This window comes from Nocardioides daeguensis, from assembly GCF_019192965.1.
In the GTDB taxonomy this organism is placed as follows: Bacteria; Actinomycetota; Actinomycetes; order Propionibacteriales; family Nocardioidaceae; genus Nocardioides; species Nocardioides daeguensis.
In genome coordinates this window covers 54,093-75,190 of sequence record NZ_JAHTKU010000012.1, presented here as the reverse complement: position 1 = coordinate 75,190, position 21,098 = coordinate 54,093, and the positions used below count along the sequence as shown (strand labels likewise).

General features: G+C 73.8%; 21 protein-coding genes. 7 read left to right on the top strand and 14 right to left on the bottom strand.

Translation table 11 applies throughout. The features are described 5' to 3' along the window. Positions 1–6: 6 nt before the first annotated feature. Positions 7–537 (bottom strand): hypothetical protein, encoded by a 531-nt coding sequence (locus KU893_RS11235; protein WP_218234451.1) that lies wholly within the window; start codon positions 535–537, stop codon positions 7–9. A 130-nt stretch (positions 538–667) separates the two neighbouring features. Here KU893_RS11235 and KU893_RS11230 point away from each other — a divergent pair, with 130 nt between their 5' ends. The 5 genes from KU893_RS11230 to KU893_RS11210 are packed head-to-tail and all read left to right on the top strand — an operon-like array spanning position 668 to position 4,128. Next, positions 668–1,132 carry a hypothetical protein gene (locus KU893_RS11230; protein WP_218234450.1) on the top strand — a complete coding sequence of 155 codons (465 nt, stop codon included), beginning with the start codon at positions 668–670 and terminating at the stop codon, positions 1,130–1,132. After that, positions 1,129–2,079 carry an FAD:protein FMN transferase gene (locus KU893_RS11225; protein WP_218234449.1) on the top strand — a complete coding sequence of 317 codons (951 nt, stop codon included), beginning with the start codon at positions 1,129–1,131 and terminating at the stop codon, positions 2,077–2,079. Before KU893_RS11230 ends, KU893_RS11225 begins: the two co-directional genes overlap by 4 nt. Then, positions 2,076–2,684, top strand: a complete 609-nt coding sequence (locus KU893_RS11220) for a ferric reductase-like transmembrane domain-containing protein (protein ID WP_218234448.1) — start codon at positions 2,076–2,078, stop codon at positions 2,682–2,684. The genes KU893_RS11225 and KU893_RS11220 overlap by 4 nt, the downstream gene beginning before the upstream one ends. Beyond that, complete coding sequence (locus KU893_RS11215; RefSeq protein WP_218234447.1) at positions 2,681–3,931, top strand: NADH-ubiquinone oxidoreductase-F iron-sulfur binding region domain-containing protein; 1,251 nt, start codon at positions 2,681–2,683, stop codon at positions 3,929–3,931. Before KU893_RS11220 ends, KU893_RS11215 begins: the two co-directional genes overlap by 4 nt. Continuing rightward, complete coding sequence (locus KU893_RS11210; protein ID WP_218234446.1) at positions 3,928–4,128, top strand: ferredoxin; 201 nt, start codon at positions 3,928–3,930, stop codon at positions 4,126–4,128. Before KU893_RS11215 ends, KU893_RS11210 begins: the two co-directional genes overlap by 4 nt. 10 nt (positions 4,129–4,138) lie before the next feature. Here KU893_RS11210 and KU893_RS11205 read toward each other — a convergent pair whose 3' ends face one another. The 3 genes from KU893_RS11205 to groES form a co-directional block, all read right to left on the bottom strand. After that, positions 4,139–5,002 (bottom strand): GNAT family N-acetyltransferase, encoded by an 864-nt coding sequence (locus tag KU893_RS11205; RefSeq protein WP_218234445.1) that lies wholly within the window; start codon positions 5,000–5,002, stop codon positions 4,139–4,141. Between the two features lie 136 nt (positions 5,003–5,138). Beyond that, positions 5,139–6,764, bottom strand: coding sequence for a chaperonin GroEL (groL, locus tag KU893_RS11200; RefSeq protein ID WP_218234444.1), 1,626 nt, complete (start codon positions 6,762–6,764; stop codon positions 5,139–5,141). 79 nt (positions 6,765–6,843) lie between these two features. Next, positions 6,844–7,137, bottom strand: coding sequence for a co-chaperone GroES (groES, locus tag KU893_RS11195; protein WP_218234520.1), 294 nt, complete (start codon positions 7,135–7,137; stop codon positions 6,844–6,846). A 200-nt stretch (positions 7,138–7,337) separates the two neighbouring features. Here groES and KU893_RS11190 point away from each other — a divergent pair, with 200 nt between their 5' ends. Then, positions 7,338–9,467 carry an MMPL family transporter gene (locus tag KU893_RS11190; RefSeq protein WP_218234443.1) on the top strand — a complete coding sequence of 710 codons (2,130 nt, stop codon included), beginning with the start codon at positions 7,338–7,340 and terminating at the stop codon, positions 9,465–9,467. 33 nt (positions 9,468–9,500) lie between these two features. Continuing rightward, complete coding sequence (locus KU893_RS11185) at positions 9,501–10,676, top strand: class I SAM-dependent methyltransferase (protein ID WP_218234442.1); 1,176 nt, start codon at positions 9,501–9,503, stop codon at positions 10,674–10,676. 12 nt (positions 10,677–10,688) lie between these two features. Here the strand turns inward: KU893_RS11185 and tsaD are convergent, their stop codons facing one another. The 10 genes from tsaD to glmS all read right to left on the bottom strand — a co-directional run bounded on the left by tsaD (position 10,689) and on the right by glmS (position 21,026). Next, positions 10,689–11,753 (bottom strand): tRNA (adenosine(37)-N6)-threonylcarbamoyltransferase complex transferase subunit TsaD, encoded by a 1,065-nt coding sequence (gene tsaD, locus KU893_RS11180; protein ID WP_218234441.1) that lies wholly within the window; start codon positions 11,751–11,753, stop codon positions 10,689–10,691. Further along, positions 11,750–12,211, bottom strand: coding sequence for a ribosomal protein S18-alanine N-acetyltransferase (rimI, locus tag KU893_RS11175; RefSeq protein WP_218234440.1), 462 nt, complete (start codon positions 12,209–12,211; stop codon positions 11,750–11,752). Before rimI ends, tsaD begins: the two co-directional genes overlap by 4 nt. After that, positions 12,208–12,831 carry a tRNA (adenosine(37)-N6)-threonylcarbamoyltransferase complex dimerization subunit type 1 TsaB gene (gene tsaB / locus KU893_RS11170; protein WP_218234439.1) on the bottom strand — a complete coding sequence of 208 codons (624 nt, stop codon included), beginning with the start codon at positions 12,829–12,831 and terminating at the stop codon, positions 12,208–12,210. Before tsaB ends, rimI begins: the two co-directional genes overlap by 4 nt. Positions 12,832–12,873: 42 nt before the next feature. Further along, positions 12,874–14,028 carry a glycoside hydrolase family 16 protein gene (locus KU893_RS11165; protein WP_218234438.1) on the bottom strand — a complete coding sequence of 385 codons (1,155 nt, stop codon included), beginning with the start codon at positions 14,026–14,028 and terminating at the stop codon, positions 12,874–12,876. Between the two features lie 132 nt (positions 14,029–14,160). Next, on the bottom strand, positions 14,161–15,108 hold the full coding sequence (gene tsaE / locus KU893_RS11160; RefSeq protein WP_218234437.1) for a tRNA (adenosine(37)-N6)-threonylcarbamoyltransferase complex ATPase subunit type 1 TsaE: 948 nt from the start codon (positions 15,106–15,108) through the stop codon (positions 14,161–14,163). Beyond that, positions 15,105–16,202: an alpha/beta fold hydrolase gene (locus KU893_RS11155; protein ID WP_218234436.1), complete on the bottom strand. Its 1,098-nt coding sequence runs from the start codon at positions 16,200–16,202 to the stop codon at positions 15,105–15,107. The genes tsaE and KU893_RS11155 overlap by 4 nt, the downstream gene beginning before the upstream one ends. Continuing rightward, the gene (alr, locus tag KU893_RS11150; protein WP_218234435.1) at positions 16,199–17,368 is read right to left on the bottom strand and encodes an alanine racemase; all 1,170 of its coding nucleotides are present in this window, start codon (positions 17,366–17,368) and stop codon (positions 16,199–16,201) included. The genes KU893_RS11155 and alr overlap by 4 nt, the downstream gene beginning before the upstream one ends. Before the next feature lie 5 nt (positions 17,369–17,373). Continuing rightward, entirely contained in the window at positions 17,374–18,816 is a 1,443-nt protein-coding gene (locus KU893_RS11145) for an NAD(P)H-hydrate dehydratase (RefSeq protein ID WP_218234434.1), read from the bottom strand. Next, positions 18,813–19,169 (bottom strand): holo-ACP synthase, encoded by a 357-nt coding sequence (locus tag KU893_RS11140; RefSeq protein WP_218234433.1) that lies wholly within the window; start codon positions 19,167–19,169, stop codon positions 18,813–18,815. The genes KU893_RS11145 and KU893_RS11140 overlap by 4 nt, the downstream gene beginning before the upstream one ends. 12 nt (positions 19,170–19,181) lie before the next feature. Continuing rightward, positions 19,182–21,026, bottom strand: coding sequence for a glutamine--fructose-6-phosphate transaminase (isomerizing) (gene glmS / locus KU893_RS11135; RefSeq protein ID WP_218234432.1), 1,845 nt, complete (start codon positions 21,024–21,026; stop codon positions 19,182–19,184). Positions 21,027–21,098 lie beyond the last annotated feature (72 nt).

Genomic DNA, 21,098 nt, shown 5'->3' with positions numbered 1-21,098 from the left:
ATCCGCTCAGTCGTCCTCGTGCTCGTCCTCGTGCTCGTCCTCGTGCGACTCGGACGCATGGTCCTCACCGTCCTCGCGGTCCTCGCCGTGGTCCTCGCGGTCCTCGCCGTGGTCCTCGCGGTCCTCCCCCCCGCTGCGCTCGTCCCGGTCGTCGTCGCGGTCGTCGTCGCGGTCGTCGTCGCGTCCCGGCTCGTCCCGATCACGGGAACGGGCCGGCTGCCCCCCACCGGCACGGCCCGCCGAAGCCACCGGCGGCAGGACGACGGTCCGCACGACGTCGGTGACGCACTCCTCGCCCTCCAGCACGGCCGGCGGGACGCAGGGGGCCAGCTCGACCCGCGGCGTGGGGGCGGGGGTGGCGGCCGTGGCACTCGGCTCCTGTGCCCCGGTCAGCGCCGGCGGGGCGCTGGAGGTCACGGCCGGGCCGGCGATCTCGCGGTAGACCAGCACAGAGGCCGCCGCGCCGAGGGCGATGGAGGCGACCAGGGTCGCAGCGGCCGCGGAGACCGCGCCGCGTGAGGACATCGTGGATCTCATGTCGCCAGCATCGGCACTTCCACCTCAGGCCTGCGTGGCGCGAACCTCAAATCCACGTCAAGACCGACCTTGACCTGGATTTGAGGTCGGGCTGAGTCGGCCTTGGCGTCGGCTCGTCGACGATGCGGACATGACCTACGACAGCACGACCCGGGACCGGTTCCGCTGGGCGGTGACCGGGGTGTCCGGAGCCCTGGCCGTGACCGCCCTGGTGGGGACCGGCGCGATCACCGGCCAGGCCGCCCGTCAGCTCCACGAGCAGGAGGCGGCCGATCAGCGCCGTCAGGCCGAGGAGCTCGCCGCCTGGCGCGCCGAGCAGGCCGCGTACGAGGCCGCCCTGGCCGCCAGCGCACCCACCCCGGCGGTCGTGAAGCAGCGCCCGACCCGGACCCGGGTCACCGTGCGCTACGTCTCCGGTACCGGCCCGAGCCCGGTCACCGTCTCCTCCGGCTCGTCCGGTCCGGCCTCGTCCGGAGGCCGGTCCGGCGCCCCGGGGGGCGGCACCGGCGCAGCGAGCGGATCGGGCACGCCCGGCGGCGGCACGCCGGCACCACCCCCGCCGCCACCGCCGCCGCCGGCATCGAGCGGCTCGTGACCGCCTTGACCGAGGCGCCGCGCCACGTCGCCCGGTGGACCGCGATCGGCTGCACCGTGCACGTGGAGACCCGTCGCGCGGACGAGCTGTCCCGGGCACGCGGGCTGGTCGAGCAGATCCTCACCGACGTCGACGAGGTGGCGAGCCGCTTCCGGGAGGACTCCGACCTGTCCCGGGTCAACCGACGGCCCGGCTCCTGGGTCCGCGTCGATCCGTTGCTGGTCGCAGCGGTCCGGGTCGCGGTCGAGGCAGCCGAGGCGAGCGACGGCATCGTGCACCCGCTGCTCGGACGCCCCCTCGTCGAGCTCGGCTACGACCGCACGATCAACCAGGTGCGTGAGGTCGACCGCCCCGCACGGCCCCAGACGCCCCCGCCGGCCATCGACTCCTGGCGGGACATCGAGCTCAGCGAGGACGGTGTCCGTATCCCGGGCGGCACCTCGCTGGACCTCGGCGCGACCGGCAAGGCCTGGTGCACGGACCTGGCGGTGGCCGCGCTCGAGGAGAGCCTGGACGACGACGCCGTGGTGTCGGTGGGCGGCGACCTGCGCACGGCGGGATCCGGCTCGTGGCAGGTCGCCGTCGCCGAGCGTCCCACCGACGCCCCTGCGGTCCTGGTCACGCTGACCGGGGCGCTGGCCACCTCGAGCACCCAGGTCCGACGGTGGCGGCGCAACGGCGTCGAGCGCCATCACCTCCTCGACCCGCGCACCGGCGCGCCGGCGCCGGAGCGGTGGCGGACCGCCACCGTCGCCGCAGCCACCTGCGTCGCGGCGAACACGGCCTCGACCGGGGCCATCGTGCAGGGTGCGGACGCCGTGGCCTGGCTCACCGACCTCGCCGTACCCGCCGCCCGGCTGGTCGACCGGTCCGGCCAGGTCCGGACCCTCGGCGCCTGGCCCGCGGCTGCCCACCCGGCCCTGCCGTCCTACGGAGGAGAGCGATGAACGAGACGACACCGCTGCTGTGGCTGCTCAACCGCAGCACCGGCCTGAGCCTGACCCTGGCGCTGAGCGCATCGGTGGCGCTGGGCGTGCTGACCCTGCGCGGACATGCCGGCGGGGACGGCGGGGCCCGCCTGCCGCGCTTCGTGACCCGGTCGCTGCACCGCAACGTGGCGATCGGCGCGCTCGCCCTGCTGGTCGCCCACGTGGTGACGGCCGTGGCCGACACCTACGTGGACATCCGCTGGTGGCAGGCGGTCGTGCCGTGGGGTGGCACGTACGAGCCGCTGTGGCTCGGTCTCGGCGCCCTCGCGCTGGACCTGCTGGTGGCGGTCGCCGTGACGACCGCCCTCCGGGGTCGTCTGGGCTATCGCGGCTGGCGGCTCGTCCACCTCTCGTCGTGGTTGGCGTGGGTGGCCGCGGTCGCCCACGGCGTGATGATCGGGACCGACCTCGGCGCTCCGCCGCGCTGGGTCTCGTGGGCGGCCGCACCCACCCTGGCCGGCATCGCCCTGGTCGCGTCGTCCCTGGCCTACCGTGTCCTCGCCCGCCCGCGGCGCAGCACGACGGCGCCCCGGCCGCTCGACGCCCTGGCGGGTGGGCGATGAGCCGGTCTCCGATCCAGGTCACCGAGGACCTGCGGATCGTCCCGGGGCCGGGCCTGCTCCAGCACGCGGCCGACCCGCTCGACCTGCGGCGGCACCGGGCACGCTACGGCGCACCGCCCACCCTCCCCCTGCCGGTCCTGCACTCCGCCGTCGAGACGGCGCAGGTCCGCGGGAGGGGCGGCGCCGGCTTCCCCTTCGCCCGCAAGCTGCGAACGACGGCCGACCACGTCCGGGCCGGCCGGAAGGCGGTGGTCGTCGTGAACGCCAGCGAGGGCGAGCCGGCCAGCGCCAAGGACGCGGCCCTGGCCGAGGTCGCGCCCCACCTCGTGCTCGACGGTGCCGCCGCGACCGCTGCGAGCCTCGGGGCCCGGGACGTCCACGTGGTGCTCCCCGCCGATCGGCCCCGAGCCCGCGCGTCGCTCGCCGCCGCCGTCGCCGAGCGCGACGATCCCCGGCTGCACTGGCACGTGCACGTCGCCGAGGCGCGCTTCGTCGCCGGGCAGGCACGCGCCGTCGTGGAGCTGCTGGCCGGCCGGCCCGGGCTGCCGGTCACCGCCTGGGAGCCGGAGGCCGTCCGCGGGCACCGCGGCCGCCCGACGCTGCTGTCGAACGCCGAGACCTGGGCACATGTCGGCCTGCTGTGCCTGGAGGGACTGGGCCCCACCCTGGAGCGAGGCACCCGGGCCGAGCCCGGCACCACGCTGCTCACCGTGCACGCGCCGGGCCAGCGGGTCGCCGTGCACGAGGTCGAGCACGGCAGCGCGCTCGCGGAGCTGCTGCCCGCGCCGGCGTACGGCGGGCCGGTGCTGGTCGGCGGCTTCCACGGCACGTGGGCGAGCTGGGACACCGTCGCCACGATGCCGGTCTCGGCCACCGACCTGCGCGCCCGGGGAGTCGCGCTCGGCGCCGGCGTCCTCATCGCGCCGGGCCCGGACGCGTGTGCACTGGCGCTGACCGCCCGGATCGTCGCGCACCTGGCAGCGCAGAGCGCAGGGCGATGCGGTCCCTGCCGCAACGGTCTGCCCGCGTTGGCGAGCTCGGTCCGGGCCCTGGCACTCGGGACGCCGGACGCCGCCGACGAGGCCTCCCGGATCGGTTCCCTGGTCACCGGACGGGGAGCGTGCGCGCACCCCGACGGCACGGCCCGCCTCGTCGCATCGTTGATCAGGACGCTGCCCGGCGAGATCGAGGCCCATGCCCGGGGCCGCTGCGTCGCAGGGCGCCCGTCGCAGCGGGCGGCGTCATGACCGCGGTGCTGCGGGTCGACTGGCCGGCCTGCCAGGCGCACGGGCTGTGCCACGAGCTGCTCCCGGACCTGGTCCGGCTCGATCCCTGGGGCTATCCGGTGGTGCTCGGACCGGTGCCGGACGGCGAGCTGCGCGAGGCACGCGCCGCCGTGCGGGCCTGCCCCCGGCTGGCGCTGCGCCTCCTCGACCGGCCCTGATGCCGGCCGCTCAGACCCGCAGGTCGCCGAGCGCGATCCGGACGGTGAGCACGTCGCCGGCCATCCGGATCCGACCGCGCATCCCCGCCGCGAGCACCATCGGCAGCACCGCCTTGGAGTCCGACGGCGCGGTCAGCACGATCTCGTCCGCGCCCGCCGACCGCGCCGCGCGGGCGACGTCGGCGAGCAGCCGGGTACCGACGCCACGGCGGTGCCAGGCGGGGTCGACCCACAGGTCCACCGGCCAGGGCTCCTCGCCCTCGCCGGGCGTGAACTCCGCACGGCCGGTCACCTTCCCGCCCGCCAGCGCGGACACGACGGCGCCGGTGGTCACGAAGTCCGGATCCGTCGTCCCCGGCTGCTGCGGCGGCACCGGCGGGGCCTGCGCGTCGAGGACCTGGGCCAGCAGCTCGGTCAGTGCCGTCGCGCGAGCCCGCTCGACCGAGGTGAAGGGCGTGTCGCGGCGGACCTGGATCGTGGTCGAGCCACCGATGGTCATCTCCAGCACGTCCTCCGTGCCGTCGCTCGGGGCGGTGTCGGCATCGAACAGGTGCGCCACCACGTCGGGGAAGGACGCCGGCTGAGCGACGATCGCGCGCACCGCCTGGACGTAGCGGGTCGGCTGGTCCTCGAGCGCCGCCGTCGTCACGGGGAGCGCCGAGACCGCCTCGCCGCCGGCCGCGGTGACCAGCGCGCGCAGCTGCGCGGGCGTCCAGTCCTGCGGCACCTGCAGCACCAGCTCGTCGGTCACCGACCCGCCCTCGGGGAAGACCTGGACGGTCTGGATGTTGACCCCGGACCGGCCGCAGGCCGCCGCCAGCTCGGCCAGGGCCCCGGGGCGGTCGGGCAGCCCGGCTCGTACGCGCCACAACATGTCCCCACTATGCCGGAGGAAGGTCACCGGGAGCGATCATCCGTGTTTCGGCTGGGGGCAGGCCGGGGCGGGATCGCGGAACGCAACGGCCCGCCGCACCCTGGGGTGCGACGGGCCGGACCCGTTCAAGCGAGGCTCAGTGGCCGTGACCGTGGCCGTGGCCGTGACCGGCCGCCTCGGGCTCCTCGTCCTCGGGCTTGTCGACGACCAGCACCTCGGTCGTGAGGAGCATGCCCGCGACGGAGACCGCGTTGGCCAGGGCCGAGCGGGTCACCTTGACCGGGTCGATGACGCCCTGGGCCAGGAGGTCGCCGTACTCGCCGGTCGCGGCGTTGTAGCCGTTGCCGACGCCGAGCTCGCGCACCTTGTTGGTGATGACGTAACCGTTCTCGCCACCGTTCTCGGCGATCCAGCGCAGCGGCTCCTCGGCCGCCTTGCGGACGATCCGGACGCCGAACGCCTCGTCACCGCTCAGGCCGAGGTCGCCCTCGAGGACCGACACGGCGTGGACCAGGGCGGAGCCACCACCGGGGACGATGCCCTCCTCGATCGCGGCACGCGTCGCGGAGACGGCGTCCTCGATCCGGTGCTTCTTCTCCTTGAGCTCGACCTCGGTGTGCGCGCCGACCTTGATCACCACGACGCCGCCGGCGAGCTTGGCCAGCCGCTCCTGCAGCTTCTCGGTGTCCCAGTCGGAGTCGGAGGCCTCGATCTCCTTCTTGATCTGCTCCACGCGACCCGTGACGTCGGACTCGGCGCCCGCTCCGTCGATGATCGTGGTGTCGTCCTTGGTGATCACGATGCGACGCGCCTGGCCGAGCACGTCCAGGCCGACCTGGTCGAGCTTGAGGCCGACCTCGGGCGAGATGACCTGGCCGCCGGTGAGCACCGCGATGTCCTGCAGCATCGCCTTGCGGCGGTCGCCGAAGGCCGGGGCCTTGACCGCGACAGCGTTGAACGTGCCGCGGATCTTGTTGACGACCAGGGTCGAGAGCGCCTCGCCCTCGACGTCCTCGGCGAGGATGAACAGCGGCTTGCCGGCCTGGATGACCTTCTCCAGCAGGGGCAGCAGGTCGGCGATCGCGCTGATCTTGCCCTGGTGGATGAGGATGTACGGGTCGTCGAGGACGGCCTCCTGGCGCTCCGCGTCGGTGACGAAGTACGCCGAGATGTAGCCCTTGTCGAACTGCATGCCCTCGGTGAACTCGAGCTCGGTCGAGGGGGTGTTGGACTCCTCGACGGTGATGACACCGTCCTTGCCGACCTTGCCAAACGCCTCGGCGAGCAGCTCGCCGATGTGGCTGTCGCGCGAGGAGACGGTCGCCACGGAGGCGATGTCCTTCTCGTCGTCGACGTCGCGCGCGGCCTCGCGCAGCGCGTCGCCGACAGCCGCGGCAGCGGCGTCCATGCCGCGCTTGAGGCCCATCGGGTTCACACCCGCCGCGACGGCGCGCAGGCCCTCGTGGACCAGGGCCTGGGCGAGCACGGTCGCGGTCGTCGTACCGTCACCGGCGACGTCGTTGGTCTTGGTCGCGACCTCCTTGGTGAGCTGGGCACCGAGGTTCTCGAACGGGTCGTCCAGCTCGACCTCGCGCGCGACGGTCACGCCGTCGTTGGTGATGGTCGGCGCGCCCCACTTCTTGTCGAGCACGACATAGCGGCCCTTCGGGCCGAGCGTCACCTTGACGGTGTTGGCGAGGGCGTCGACGCCACGCTCGAGGGCGCGCCGGGCGTTCTCGTCGAACTCCAGGATCTTGGGCATTGCTACTCCTCAACGTGAACGAGTCGTGCCGGTGGGGGCGACCCGGAGGTCACTCCCACCTGCACGACTCGAGAGAAAATCAGGAAACGACGGCGAGGACGTCGCGGGCCGAGAGGATGAGGTACTCCTGGCCGGCGTACTTGACCTCGGTGCCGCCGTACTTGCTGTAGATGACCTTGTCACCCACGGCGACGTCGAGCGGGACGCGGTTGCCGTTGTCGTCGATGCGGCCGGGGCCGATGGCCAGGACCTCGCCCTCCTGGGGCTTCTCCTTGGCGGTGTCGGGGATGACCAGACCCGAGGCGGTGGTCTGCTCGGCCTCGAGGGGCTTGACGACGATCCGGTCCTCGAGCGGCTTGATGTTGACCGACACGATGTCGACCTCCACTTTCTAAGACTGTCTGGGCGTGTCCTGCAGGGTGACCCTGCGTTGGCACACTCGCGGCGAGAGTGCCAACAACGAAACTAGCACTCTCCGCAAGGGAGTGCCAGAGGCCCCCTGCCGACGATGCTGGTGGAGTCCTACCAAAGTCGGTTGACCGTGGCCCCCTGCCCGCGGATAGCGTTCGGGTCATGTTCGGTGCCCTCGGCCGTCTCGTGTCCCGTCGACCCTGGTACGTCATCGCGGCCTGGCTGGTCGCGACCGTCCTCGTGGTGCTCTTCCACCCGCAGGTGGAGGCCACCACCGACCAGGCGGACTTCCTGCCCGACTCCTACGACTCGATCAAGGCGGCCACGCTGATGGCCGACGCCTTCCCGGACCAGACCGACTCCGGCGCCACCGTCGTCTTCGACCGCACCGACGGGGAGCCGCTCGAGCCCGCCGACGTCACGAAGATCGACTCGATCATGCAGGGCCTGGACCTGCCGAAGGTGTTTACGTCCGCCGGGGAGCCGCTCGTCTCGCCGACCAACGAGGTCGCCATCTCCAACCTCGCCCTGGCGGAGGGCGTCACCGGTCAGGACGAGAAGGAGATCGACCAGGTCAAGGACCTGCGCGAGGAGCTGGCGAAGGCCACCGCCGACACCGGGCTGCGCGCGCAGACGACCGGATCGCTGCCCGAGAGCTACGACCAGATCGAGTCCAGCGGCAACGCCGAGGCCATCGTCGGCCTGGCGACCGTCGTGCTCATCGTGCTGCTGCTCAGCATCATCTTCCGCAGCGTGCTCATCACCTTGCTGCCGCTGATCGCCGTCATCTTCTTCATGACGCCGATGGCGACCGGCCTGATCGACATCGCCTCCCAGGTCTTCGGCCTCCAGAAGGACCCGTCGACGACCGTGATCCTGATCGTGGTCCTGTTCGGCGTCGGCACCGACTACGTGCTGTTCTTCGTGTTCCGCTACCGCGAGCGGCTGCGTGAGGGCGAGGAGCACCACGCCGCGGTCGCGCACGCCATCGAGCGGGCCGGCGAGGCCATCGCCTCCGCCGGGGGCGCCGTGGTGGCCGCCTTCCTGGCGCTGCTCCTCTCCACGCTCGGCATGTTCCGTTCGATCGGCCCGTCCCTCGCCATCGCGGTCGCGGTGTCGGTCGTCGCGGCGCTGACGCTGATCCCCGCGTTCGCCACCGTGGTCGGGCGGGCCTTCTTCTGGCCGTCGAAGAAGTGGCGGGTCGCCTCGAAGGGCGCCCGGTTCGAGCGGATCGGCAACGCCGTGGGCCGCAACCCGGTCCGCTACGCAGTGGTCTCGGGCGGCACCCTGCTCATCCTCTCGGTGTTCGCGCTCGGCTTCACGCCGACCTTCGACATCGGTTCGTCCAGCTCGGCGAAGAACATCGAGTCGGCCCAGGCGTCCGAGACCCTGGAGAAGGGCGGGTTCTCCGCCGGCGCGACCCAGCCCGCGCCCGTCGTGCTGCACTCCGACGACGCCCTCACCCCGACCTCCTTCGCCGCGTTCAAGGACGCCCTGGCCGCCGCCGACGGGGTCGCCGAGGTGGCCGACCCGGTCGCGGCGCCCGACGGCAGGACGGCGATCTTCATGACCACGCTCGAGCACGACCCGTCCTCGGACGCCGCGCTCGAGGACGTGCGCGAGGGCCTGCGCCCGGCGGCGGAGAGCGCCGCCCCCGAGGGCACCTCGGCGTACGTCGGCGGGCTGACCGCGGTCTTCGTCGACTTCCAGGCGGCGATGAACCGCGACTACAAGGTCGTCTTCCCGGTGGCGGCGGCGATCATCCTGATCATCCTGGCGCTGCTGCTCCGCTCGCTGGTCGCGCCGTGGTACCTCATGGTCTCGGTCGGCCTCGGGTTCACGGCGACCCTGGGCGCCACGACGATCGTGTTCGAGCTCATCGGCGGCGCGGACGGGCTGATCTTCATCCTGCCGATCTACATCTACCTGTTCGTGGTCGCGCTCGGCACCGACTACAACATCTTGATGGTGGCGCGGCTGCGCGAAGAGGCACGGGAGGGCCTGACGCCACGCGAGGCGGCCGCGAAGGCGGTCCACCACGGCGGTCCGACCATCGCCGCGGCCGGCCTGATCCTGGCGGGCACGTTCGCCTCGCTGATGCTCGCGGGCAACTCGTTCATGACCTCGATGGGCTTCGCCATCGCGTTCGGCATCTGCGTCGCGGCGTTCGTGATGGCGATGTTCTTCACGCCCGCCCTGACCGCGCTGATCGGCCACGCGGCGTGGTGGCCCGGCCACGGCGACGAGAAGCACGGCGACGAGCCGGAGCACGAGCTGGTCTCCGCCCGCTGAGCCCGGCCGGGGCCGACCTGACAGGATCAGGGGGTGGACCTCGACGACTTCCGGTGGCTGCTGACCGACGAGGGGCAGGCGCTGCTCGCCGAGGCCACCGCCCTGGTCGCCGCGGGCACGGCCCCGTTGGCCGCCGGCTCCGCCCTGCGTCGTACGACGACCCCGGAGCGTGCGGCGACGGCCCTCACCCAGGTGGAGCTGCGCGCACGCGCGGTCGCGAAGTTCGCTGACCTGGCGCCGCGGATGTACTTCACCCCCGACGCCCTGGAACAGGCCACCCGGCTGCGGGTCGCCCGGCACCGGGCCGGCCGCGCGGCAGCATTCGGGGCGCGGACCCTGATCGACCTCGGCTGTGGCATCGGCGGCGACCTGATCGCCGCCGCCTCGGCGGGGATCGTGTGCGCGGGCGTCGACCTCGAGCCGGTGCGGGTCGCGGTCGCGGAGGCCAACCTGGCCGCGCTCGGCCTGCCCGGCGCCGTCCAGGTCGCCGACGCCACGACCATCGACCACAGCGGCTTCGACCTGGCCTTCGCCGACCCGGCCCGGCGCTCGGGCGCGGGCCGGTCCTTCCGGGTCGAGGACTGGACGCCGCCGTGGAGCTGGGTCGAGGGCCTGCTCGCCCGCGATGCCTGCGTGAAGGTCGCCCCCGGCATCCCCCACGCCCTGGTGCCCGACGCCGTCGAGGCCGAGTGGGTCAGCGACGACGGTGAGGTCAAGGAGGCCGCGCTGTGGGCGGGCCGGACCGCCACCGTGGCCCGGCGCGCGACCGTGATCGGTGTGGGCGGCCTGGCGACGATCACCGACGAGGAGGACCCGGGTGCCGGTGCGGTCGGGGTCCGCGCGGTCGGCGACTACCTCTACGAGCCCGACGGCGCGGTGATCCGGGCCGGTCTGGTGACCGCGGTGGCGGCCGGCGTCGACGGCGGCCTGGTCGACCCGAAGATCGCCTACGTCACCGCCGACCAGCCGTTCCGCACGCCGTTCGCGCGCAGCTACCGGGTCCTCGAGACCCTCCCCTACCGCGAGAAGCAGCTCAAGGCGGCGCTGCGCGAGCGCGGCATCGGCCGGCTGACCATCAAGAAGCGCGGCGTCGACGTCTCCCCCGAGGCGCTGCGCAGACGGCTGTCGCTGAGCGGCGACGCCGAGGCGACCATCGTGCTGACCCGCGTCCTCGGCGAGGGTACGGCGCTGCTCGTCGAGCCCTTCTGAGCCCGGGAGCGCTCAGCCCGCGAGCACCTCGGTGACCGGCAGGCTCGAGTCGGCCGGCAGGTCGAGCGGGGACGGCGTGCGCCCACGCGCGACCATCGTCGAGCCGAGGGCGGCCACCATGGCGCCGTTGTCGGTGCACAGGCCGGGGCGCGGGACCCGGACCCGGATGCCGAGCCGGGAGGCGCGTTCCTCGGCGAGGGCGCGCAGCCGGGAGTTGGCGGCCACACCGCCGCCGATCATCAGGTCCTCGATGCCCGCCGAGCCGGCGGCGTCGAGGGCCTTGCGGACCAGGACGTCGCACACGGCCTCCTGGAAGGAGGCCGCGACGTCGGCGACCGGCACCGGCTCGCCCGAGCGCTCCCGCGCCTCGACCCAGCGGGCGACGGCGGTCTTGAGGCCGGAGAAGGAGAAGTCGAAGCGGTGCCGCTCCAGGTCACGGCGGGTGCTCAGGCCGCGCGGGAAGTCGATCGCGACCTGGTTGCCCTCGCGGGCCGCCTTGTCGATGTGGGGGCCGCCGGGGAACGGGAGGCCCAGCAGCCGGGCGACCTTGTCGAAGGCCTCGCCGGCCGCGTCGTCGATGGTCGCTCCCATCGGGTCGATGCCGCCGTCGGCGCCGGTGATGTCGGTGACCTTGAGCAGGCTGGAGTGTCCGCCGGAGACGAGCAGCGCGAGGCACGGCTCGGGCAGCGGGCCGTGCTCGAGCTGGTCGACCGCGACGTGCGCGGCGAGGTGGTTGACGCCGTAGATCGGCTTGCCGAGCGAGAGCGCGAGCGCCTTGGCGGCCGCGACGCCGACCAGCAGCGCCCCGGCGAGACCGGGGCCGTGGGTCACCGCGATCGCGTCGACGTCGGCCAGCGCCACGCCGGCCGTGTCGCAGGCGCGCTGGATGGTCGGGACCATCGCCTCCAGGTGCGCCCGGCTCGCGACCTCGGGGACGACGCCCCCGAACCGCGCGTGCTCCTCGACGCTGCTCGCGACGGCGTCGGCGAGCAGGGTGTGGCCGCGCACGATGCCCACGCCGGTCTCGTCGCACGAGGTCTCGATGCCGAGGACCAGGGGTTCGTCGCGGGTCGTCACGGGACCATTGTGACGGGTGAGGCGAGCACCAGTGCGTCGGTGCCGTCGCGGTAGTAGCGCGGGCGCCGCCCGAGCTCGGCGAACCCGTGCCGCTCGTAGAACCGGCGGGCGGCGGTGTTGTCCTCGCGGACCTCGAGCAGCACTCGTCCGGCACCGCCGGCAGCGGCGACGGCCCGGACGGCGGCCAGCAGGGCCGTGGCGACGCCGGTGCGACGCAGCTCCTCGGGGACCGCGATCCGCTGCAGCTCGGCGTCGACGTCGACGACGCTGAGCACCGCGTGGCCCGCGAACGCCCCGTCGCGCTCGGCCACGAGGTAGGTCACGGTCGGCAGGCTGCCCGAGACACCCTCGCCGACCAGGTTCTCCGACCACGGGTCCAGCGGGAAGGACGCGGCCTCGAGGGCGACGATCGCCGCCACGTCTGCGGCCGCCGCGGGTCGGACGGTGGGGTGGCTCATCGCACGGACGCCACCGCGTCGGGGCGCCGGAGGTAGAGCGGCTCGGAGCCGAGGATCGTGAACCGGCCGGCCACCACACCGCGCGCCAGCCAGGCCGCGTCGGGTCGCTCGGGTCCACGGGCGTCGGGGAACGCCTCCGGGTAGAGCCGGGCGCCCTCCCCCACCACCGGGCCGCTGGTGGCGAGCACGGCCGGCTTGTCGACGACCGGCTCGTCGAGCCGCACCCCCCGGGCGTCGTACGACGCGAGGTAGACCTCCTTGCGCCGCGCGTCCGAGGCGACCACGAACGGGCCGGCGACGGCCCCGGTCTCGACGGCCTCGAGGGCGAGCGCGTCGAGGGAGCACACGCCGTGGACGGGGACGGCGAGCACGTGGGCCATGGTGCGGGCGGTGACCAGCCCGACCCGCAGGCCCGTGAACGGGCCGGGGCCGACCCCGACGGCGATGCCGGTGAGGTCGCCGGGCTGCGCGCCGGCCTCGGCCAGCACCTGCTCGATCAGCGGGGCGAGCTGCTCGCCGTGCTTCATCCCCTGGGCGGAGGTCGCCACGGCGACGACCTCGGTGCCGTCGTGGAGCGCGACGGTGACCGTCGAGGACGCGGTGTCGAAGGCGAGCAGCACCCTTGGAGGCTACCGGTCGGGGCTGCGGCTACTGCCAGGCCTTCACTGCCAGGCCTTCACGTAGTCGACGAGCAGCGTGGAGGTGTCGGCCATCGCGTCCGTGCGGGTGTTCCACAGCGCGCCCCACACCTGGGTGAGGACGATGTAGAAGGGCTGGTCGAAGGGCTGCGGCGCCGTCTGGCCGGTGGGCGTCCACGAGTGGGAGTAGCACAGCGCACCGTCGTAGTAGAACTTCATCACGGTGGGCGTCCACTCCACGGCGTAGGTGTGGAAGGCCGTCGACGAGGTCGGCATCTTGCAGTTGTAGCCCGAGCTCAGGGCGGTGTTCTCGCCGGCGTAGTGCACCGACGGGAACACGTTGCCCGACAGGCCGCTGAACCACTCGGCGATGTCGACCTCACCCGACGCCGGCCACCGGCCGTAGGTCTGCTCCTGCGGGTAGAGCCAGAACGCCGAGTGGGAGCCGGGGATGCCGGCCTCGGCCGGCATCTTGATCCTGGCCTCGAACCGGCCGTACACCTGGACGAACTTCGACCGGGTGGCGACGGTGGACACCTCGGCGTTGGTCATCCACGAGCCGTACGGGCTCTTGCACAGGAACTGCTCGGGCAGGATCGTCGAGGTCAGCCGCAGCAGGCCGGAGGAGACGCCGACCGTGCGGTCGTTGTCGACGTAGCACCCCATGCTGCCGCCGACCATGCCGCTGAACGACGACTCCTGCACCATCCACTTGCTCCGGTCGAGCGTGGTGCCGTCGAAGTCGTCGCGGAAGGTGCACGCGTAGTAGCCGCCGCCGGGCCGCTCGGGCTGCACGCCGCAGGCGTCGCTCGGCGCGGGCTGCTTCGGCTGGGGCGACGCGGCGGGCACGATCCGGCGGGTCTTGCTCACCTTGCCGCCGGCCACGACGCGGAAGGTCAGCGGCTGGTCGGGGTAGGGGGCAGTGATCCGGAAGGCGCCCTTGCGGGAGGCGCGGTCCTTGCCGACCGTCGTCCAGTACGACGGCCCGCGGGCCTGCAGCTTGACGACCTGGCGCGGCTTGGCCCGGCCCTTGAACACCACGGCCTTGCCTGCGCCCTGGCGCAGCGACGGCCGGTCGAGCGCGGGCGCGGTGCCGCTGTCGGCGCCGGCCGGACCGTCCACGAGTCCGATCCCGAAGATCACCAGCACGGTGACCAGGAGCATTCGCAGTGAGCGCATCTTCGTTCCCCCCAAGACTTTTTCCTTCGGCTTTCACCGTAGGAATCGCCAGGGGCCCGACGACACGGGAGCGCGGACCGACCTCGCTGCCCCACGAGGACCACCGCACCCGGGACATGGTCCCGGGTGGGCTCAGTCGATCGGTCGGAGGTCCGTGTCGAGCCAGCGGGCGCCGATGCCGTCGAGCTCGACGACCCGGGGGTCGGCCTCGGGGTCGACCGCGCGGTCGGCCTCGCCGTCATCGGCCTGCCCGGTGGCGCGGGTGATCCGCACCTCGAGCCGGGCCTCGGACAGGCCCTCGGCGATCCCGGTGCCCCACTCCACGACGGTGACCGCCTCGTCGAGGTCGGTGTCGAGGTCGAGGTCGTCGAGCTCCGCCTGCCCACCGAGACGGTAGGCGTCGACGTGGACCAGCGCGGGACCGTCGCCGAGCGACGGGTGCACCCGCGAGATGACGAACGTCGGGGAGGTGATCCCGCCGCGGACACCCAGTCCCTCGCCGAGGCCCTGGGTGAAGGTGGTCTTCCCGGCGCCGAGCTCGCCGCTGAGTACGAGCACGTCCCCGCCGGCGAGGCGGCCGGCGATGCGGCGGCCGAGGTCGCGCATGTCGTCGGCGCCCGGCACGTCGACGACCACCGGGGCGGGCCGGGCCATCTCGACGTACGGCGCGTGGCGGCCGGTCTCGATGAAGCCGAGGTCGCGCCAGAAGCCGATCGTGCGCGGCAGCTCCTGACGGGCCAGCAGGCGGACCCGGCGGGCGCCGGCGCGGGCGGTCTCCAGCAGCGCGGCACGGACCAGGCGGTGGGCGATGCCGTGCCCCTGCGCGCCCGGGTCGACGCTCACGCGCCGCAGGTAGACGTCGTCGTCGACCGGGTCGAGGACCAGGGCGCCGACGGGACGGCCCTCGTCGAGGACCAGCAGCCCGCCGCTCAGCGCCAGCATCGCGGCGATGGAGTCCTCGGTCTCGGCCAGGGCGTCGGCCGGGGGGTCGAGGACCGGTCGGTCCGCGAACGCGGCCTTCACGACGGCCAGCACCTCCGCGGCGGCCTCGGGACCGACGCGCCTCGTCTCCAGGGTCATCGGGTCGCTGCCCTCGCGGAGGCGGCAGTGATCAGCTGGTCGAGCTCGGCGTTGACCAGCTCGTGGCGCTCCATCGTCACCATGTGCCCGGCGTCCTCGCACTCGAGCAGCCGCGACCCGGGGATCCGGGACTGCAGCTTGCGGGCGTGCCCGATCGACGTCAGCCGGTCGTCGGTCCCGCAGATGACCGAGGTCGGCACCCGTCCGAGCACCTCGACGAAGTCGAACTTGTCGAGACCCGCGAAGTGCGGGAAGAAGTCGGCGACCACCTCGAACGGGGTGGCGGCGAGCATCTCGTCGACGAACTCGACGTACCCGCGCGGCACGTCGCCGCCGAACGCGAACCGGTCCGTGGCGACCGTCGCGACGGCGCTGCCGGCCCGACGCAGCGAGTCGACGGCGCGGTGGCCCAGGTGCAGGGTCCGCATCGCGCGGCTCGCCAGCGGCCCGGCCAGGCGTGCCGGCAGCATCGGCAGCAGCATCCGGCTCGGGTCGAGTCCGCCCGCCGTGGTGGCGATCAGGCCGACGCCGACGACCCGGGTGCCGATCAGCTCGGGGAACTGCTCGGCGAAGGCGACGATCGACATGCCGCCCATCGAGTGCCCGACGAGCACCACCGGGCCGTCCGGGACGACCTCCTCCAGCACCCGGTGGAGGTCGCGGCCGAGCTGGTCGATGTTGGCGTGGGCCCGGTCCGAGTGGCCCGAACGACCGTGGGAGCGCTGGTCGTAGTAGACGGTGCGGACCAGGCCGCGGTAGGCCGCGCGCTGGAAGTGCCAGCAGTCGAGGTTGAGGCAGAACCCGTGCACGAACACCACGGTGACCGGCGGCGGATCACCCTTCGTGCGCCGCAGCAGCCGCTCGACCGCACCACCCGCGGCGGCCGGCTCGACCTCGTCGACCTCGACGTGGAGCGGCAGCCCGTCGTCGGCGACCACGGTCACCGGCGTCGAGCGCAGCGATCCGAACGGGATGTCGTCGCCGGCCCGCCGGCTGATCGCCCGCTCCCGCCGCAGGATCCCGACGGCCGCCGTACCGGCCGCGACGCCGAGGGCGCCGGCGAGCGAGCCGACCAGCCGGTTGCGGCGGCTCATCCGCGCACCCCGTCGATCTCGGAATCCACGTACCTGCGGGACATCCGGCCCCCGATCCTGGTGACGATCTCGTAGTTGATGGTGCCGCAGGCCTCGGCCCAGTCCTGGGCCGTGGGGCCTCCGGCACCGGCCGGGCCGAAGACGACGACCTCGCTGCCCAGCGGCGGCCGGTCTCCCCCGAGGTCGACGACCACCTGGTCCATGCACACGGTGCCGCGGATGGGACGGCGCTTGCCGTCGATGCCGACCGTGGCGGCGGCGTCAGGGGCGCCGGGCCGGCTGGCGCTGCGCGGGATGCCCTCGCCGTACCCGACCGGGACCAGGCCCACGGTGGTCGTCTGCTCGGCCACCCAGTGCTGGCCGTAGGACACGGCGTCGCCGGGGACGAGGTCCTTGACCGCGAGCAGCGGCGCGGTGACGGTCATCGCGGGCAGCAGCCCGATGTCGGTGGCCTCCCCCGGCGCCGGGTCGAGGCCGTAGAGCGCGATGCCGCACCGGACCGCGTCGAAGCGGGACGACGGGCGCAGGATCGCGGCGGCGGAGCTGGCGAGGTGGCGCAGCTCGGGACGCAGGCCGTGCTCCTCGGCGAGCGCCAGCGCGTCGCGGAAGGCCTGCTCCTGCCGGTCGTTCGCCGGGTGGTCGGGCTCGTCGGAGCAGGCGAAGTGGGACCACACACCGGTGATCCGCCAGGTCCCCGCCTCCTCGCCGGCCCGGGCGCGGGCGAAGACGTCGGCCCAGGCCGCGCGCGGCACACCGTTGCGGGACAGGCCGGTGTCGACCTTGAGCTGGACCCGCGCGGGGGTCGTGCGGCCGGCGAAGGCGGCGGCCATGGCATCGAGGTCGGCCACGCTGTGGGCGGTGAGGTCGATGCCGGCCGCCGCGGCAGCGGCGAAGTCGCTGGCGGGCCCGTTGAGCCAGCACAGCACCGGCCCGGCGACGCCGGCGGCCCGCAACGCGAGCGCCTCCTCGACGGTCGCCGTCGCCAGCCACGCGGCGCCGCCCTCCTGGGCGGCCCCGGCGCAGGCGACCATCCCGTGGCCGTAGGCGTCGGCCTTGACGACCGCGATCAGCGGGACCCCGGCCGTGGCGCGCAGCAGCCGCGCGTTGGCCCGGACCGCCGCCAGGTCGACGACGATCCCGGCCGGGCCGAGGGACGGGCGATCCATGTCGTCTATGGTCCCACCAGCGCGGCGACCACCGCCGGGAGGGCCGCCGCCACGTCGCCCGCGACGATCGGGCCGCGCTGGGCGGCCAGCGTCGCGGCGGCGCCGTGCAGCCAGGAGCCGACCGACGCGGCGTCGAACGGGTCCAGGCCGGCGGCGAGGAGGGCGCCGACCAGGCCGCCGAGGACGTCGCCGGCACCGGCCGTCGCGAGCCACGGGGTGCCGGTCGTCGTGACCCGCGCCCGCCCGTCCGGTCGGGCGACGACGCTGTGCCGCCCCTTGAGCAGCACCACGGCGTCGTACCGCCGGGCGGCGAGGCGGGCGTGCTCGAGCCAGCGGGCCTCGACGTCGGCACGCTCGACGTCGAGCATCCGGGCCAGCTCGCCGGCGTGGGGCGTCAGGACGGCCGGGCGGCCCCGGGTCGTGCCGGCGAAGGCGAGCGCGTCGGCGTCGACGACCATCGGGACGCCGTCGGCCACCGAGCGGCGTACGGCGTCCTCGGCACCCGCGTCGCTGCCTGACCCGACCACCCACGCCTGCACCCGGCCGGGACCGACGACCTCCGGGTGGGCGGCACGGACCAGGTCGGCCGCCGCCGGGTCGCCGTCGTAGCGCACCATGCCGGCGAGCCCGCTCGCGGCGCCGGCCACGCTGAGCAGGGCGGCGCCGGGATAGGCGGCCGAGCCGGCGCGCACACCGACGACGCCGCGGGTGTACTTGTGGGCGTCGGGTGCCGGACGGGGTAGCAGTGCGGCGACGTCGGCGGCCTGGAGGGCCTCGATCGGACCGGAGAACTCGGTGGTTGAGGTGCGAGCTTGCGAGCCTCGAAACCCCAGGCCGATGTCGACGAGCTGGACCGCGCCGCAGGCCCGGGCCGCGGGGTCTTGGTGGGGGCCGCCGTTGGGGGGCCCGCTGGTGCCCGTGAGGTCGGCGGTGACGTGCGGGCCGTCGACCCGGCCGGTGTCGACGTCGACACCGGAGGGGGTGTCCACGGCCACGACCGGGGTGCCGGCGACGCGCGCGAGGGCCGCGACCGCCTCGGGCCGCAGGCCGGGGCGGCCGCCGATGCCGACGATCCCGTCGACGACGAGGTCGAAGCGGTCCCGGGACGGTCGCTGCGCGTCCGCCTCGGCGCCCGGGGCGGGGACGACCCGGCCACCGGCGGCCCGCAACGCCGCGACCCCACCGGAGTGCGCGGTGTCGGAGAGCAGCCACGCCTCGACCTGTACGCCGCGACGCGCGAGCAGGACGCCGGCGTACAGGGCGTCGCCGCCGTTGTCGCCGGACCCGACGAGCAGCAGCACCCGGCGGCCGTAGGCGGAGCCGAGGAGGTCGAGGACGGCGTACCCCAGGCCCGCGGCGGCGCGCTGCATCAGCGCCCCCTCGGGCAGCCGGGCGAGCAGGTCGTCCTCCGCGGCTCGGACCTGCTCGACGGTGTGGGCCCGGATCACGACGACTCCAGGACGACCACGGCCGAGGCGATGCCGCCGTCGTGGGTCAAGGACAGGTGGACCGAGGTGACGCCGAGCGCGTCGGCCTCGGCGAGGACCGTCCCCCGGAGCACGAACCGCGGGCGGCCGGAGTCCTCCACGACCACCTCGGCGTCGTGCCACGACATCCCGCGCGGAGCGCCCAGCGCCTTGGCGAGCGCCTCCTTCGCGGCGAACCGGGCGGCCAGCGACTGGACGTGCAGGTCACGCTCGGCCTCGGTGAACAGCTTGGTCACCAGTGCCGGGGTACGACGGCAGGACTCCGCGAAGCGAGCGATCTCGCACACGTCGATGCCGACGCCGACGACAGGCACCCCTCGCCCCCGTCACTCCACCGTGACGGACTTGGCGAGGTTGCGCGGCTGGTCGACGTCGTGGCCGAGCACGGTCGCCAGCTCGCACGCGAACAGCTGCAGCGGCACGATCGAGACGAGCGGCTGCAGCAGCACGGGCACCTTGGGCAGCCGGATCAGCGCGTCGGCGTACGGCTCGATGGAGTCGTCGCCCTCCTCGGCCAGGCAGATGGTGCGAGCACCGCGCGCGCGGACCTCCTGGATGCCGCTGAGCATCTTGCCGTGGAGCTGGTCGCGGCCCTTGGGCGGCACGACGCACAGGACGGGCAGGCCGTCCTCGACCAGCGCGATCGGGCCGTGCTTGAGCTCGCCCGCGGCGAAGCCCTCGGCGTGGAGGTAGGCCAGCTCCTTGAGCTTGAGCGCGCCCTCGAGCGCGACCGGGTAGCCGGCGTGACGGCCGAGGAACAGCACCGAGCGGGTCGAGGCGTGCTCGGCGGCGAGGCCGTAGACCTGCTCGGCCGTGCCGAGGACGGTCTCGATGTGGTCGGGCATCGCCTCGAGGTGGCGCATGATCTCGTCGATCTCGTCGCCGAACCGGGTGCCCTTGACCTGCGCGATGTAGAGCGCCAGCAGGTAGCAGGCGACCAGCTGGGTCAAGAACCCCTTGGTGGACGCCACGCCGATCTCCGGGCCGGCGTGGGTGTAGATCACCGCGTCGGACTCGCGCGGGATCGAGGAGCCATTGGTGTTGCAGATCGCCAGCACCTTCGCGCGCTGGCTGCGCGCGTGACGGATCGCCTGCAGGGTGTCGGCGGTCTCGCCGGACTGGCTGATCGCGACGATCAGGGTGGTCGCGTCGATGATCGGGTCGCGGTAGCGGAACTCGGAGGCCAGCTCGACCTCGACCGGCGTCCGGGTCCAGTGCTCGATGGCGTACTTCGCGACCATGCCGGCGTAGAACGAGGTCCCGCAGGCGATGATGATGATCTTGTCGACGTCGCGCAGCTCCTCGTCGGCCAGGCGCATCTCGTCGAGCTGCAGTTGCCCCGACGGCGTACGACGCCCGATCAGCGAGTCGGCCACGGCCCGCGGCTGCTCGAGGATCTCCTTGCGCATGAACCAGTCGTGGCCGTCCTTCTCGGCCGCCGACAGGTCCCAGTCGACGTGGAAGCGGCGCGCCTGGACCGGGCGGCCCCAGAAGTCGGTGACCTCGACCGCGTCGCGGGTCATCACGACGATCTGGTCCTGGCCCAGCTCGAGCGCGTCCCGGGTGTGCTCGATGAAGGCGGCGACGTCGGAGCCGAGGAAGTTCTCGCCGTCCCCCAGCCCGACGACCAGGGGCGAGTTGCGCCGGGCGGCGACGACCTTGCCCGGCTCGGCGGCGTCGATCGCGACCAGCGTGAACGCACCGTCGAGGGTCTGGCACACGCGCTGCATCGCGGTGGCGAGGTCCTCGCCCGACTGGACCTGGAGCTCGAGGAGCTGCGCGACGATCTCGGTGTCGGTGTCGGACAGCAGCTCGTGGTCGTCGGCCTCGAGCCGGGCCCGCAGCTCGAGGAAGTTCTCGATGATGCCGTTGTGCACGAGCGCCACCCGACGCTCGGCGCCGGTGTGCGGGTGGGCGTTGACGTCGTTGGGCGGACCGTGGGTCGCCCAGCGGGTGTGCCCGATGCCGACCTCCGCGAGCGGGATCGGCGTCTCGCCGAGCACCTTCTCGAGGTTGGCCAGCTTGCCGGCCCGCTTCTCGACGGTCAGGACGCCGTCGTGGACGACCGCGATGCCCGCCGAGTCGTAGCCGCGGTACTCCAGTCGTCGCAGGCCGTCGATGACCGCGTCCTCGGCCGACCGTGGCCCGACGTACCCGACGATCCCGCACATGATCGGCCAGTCTAGGCGCTGCCGGGTCCGGATCGGGGACGCGCCTGATCCGGCCCCGCACCCGGCTGGAAC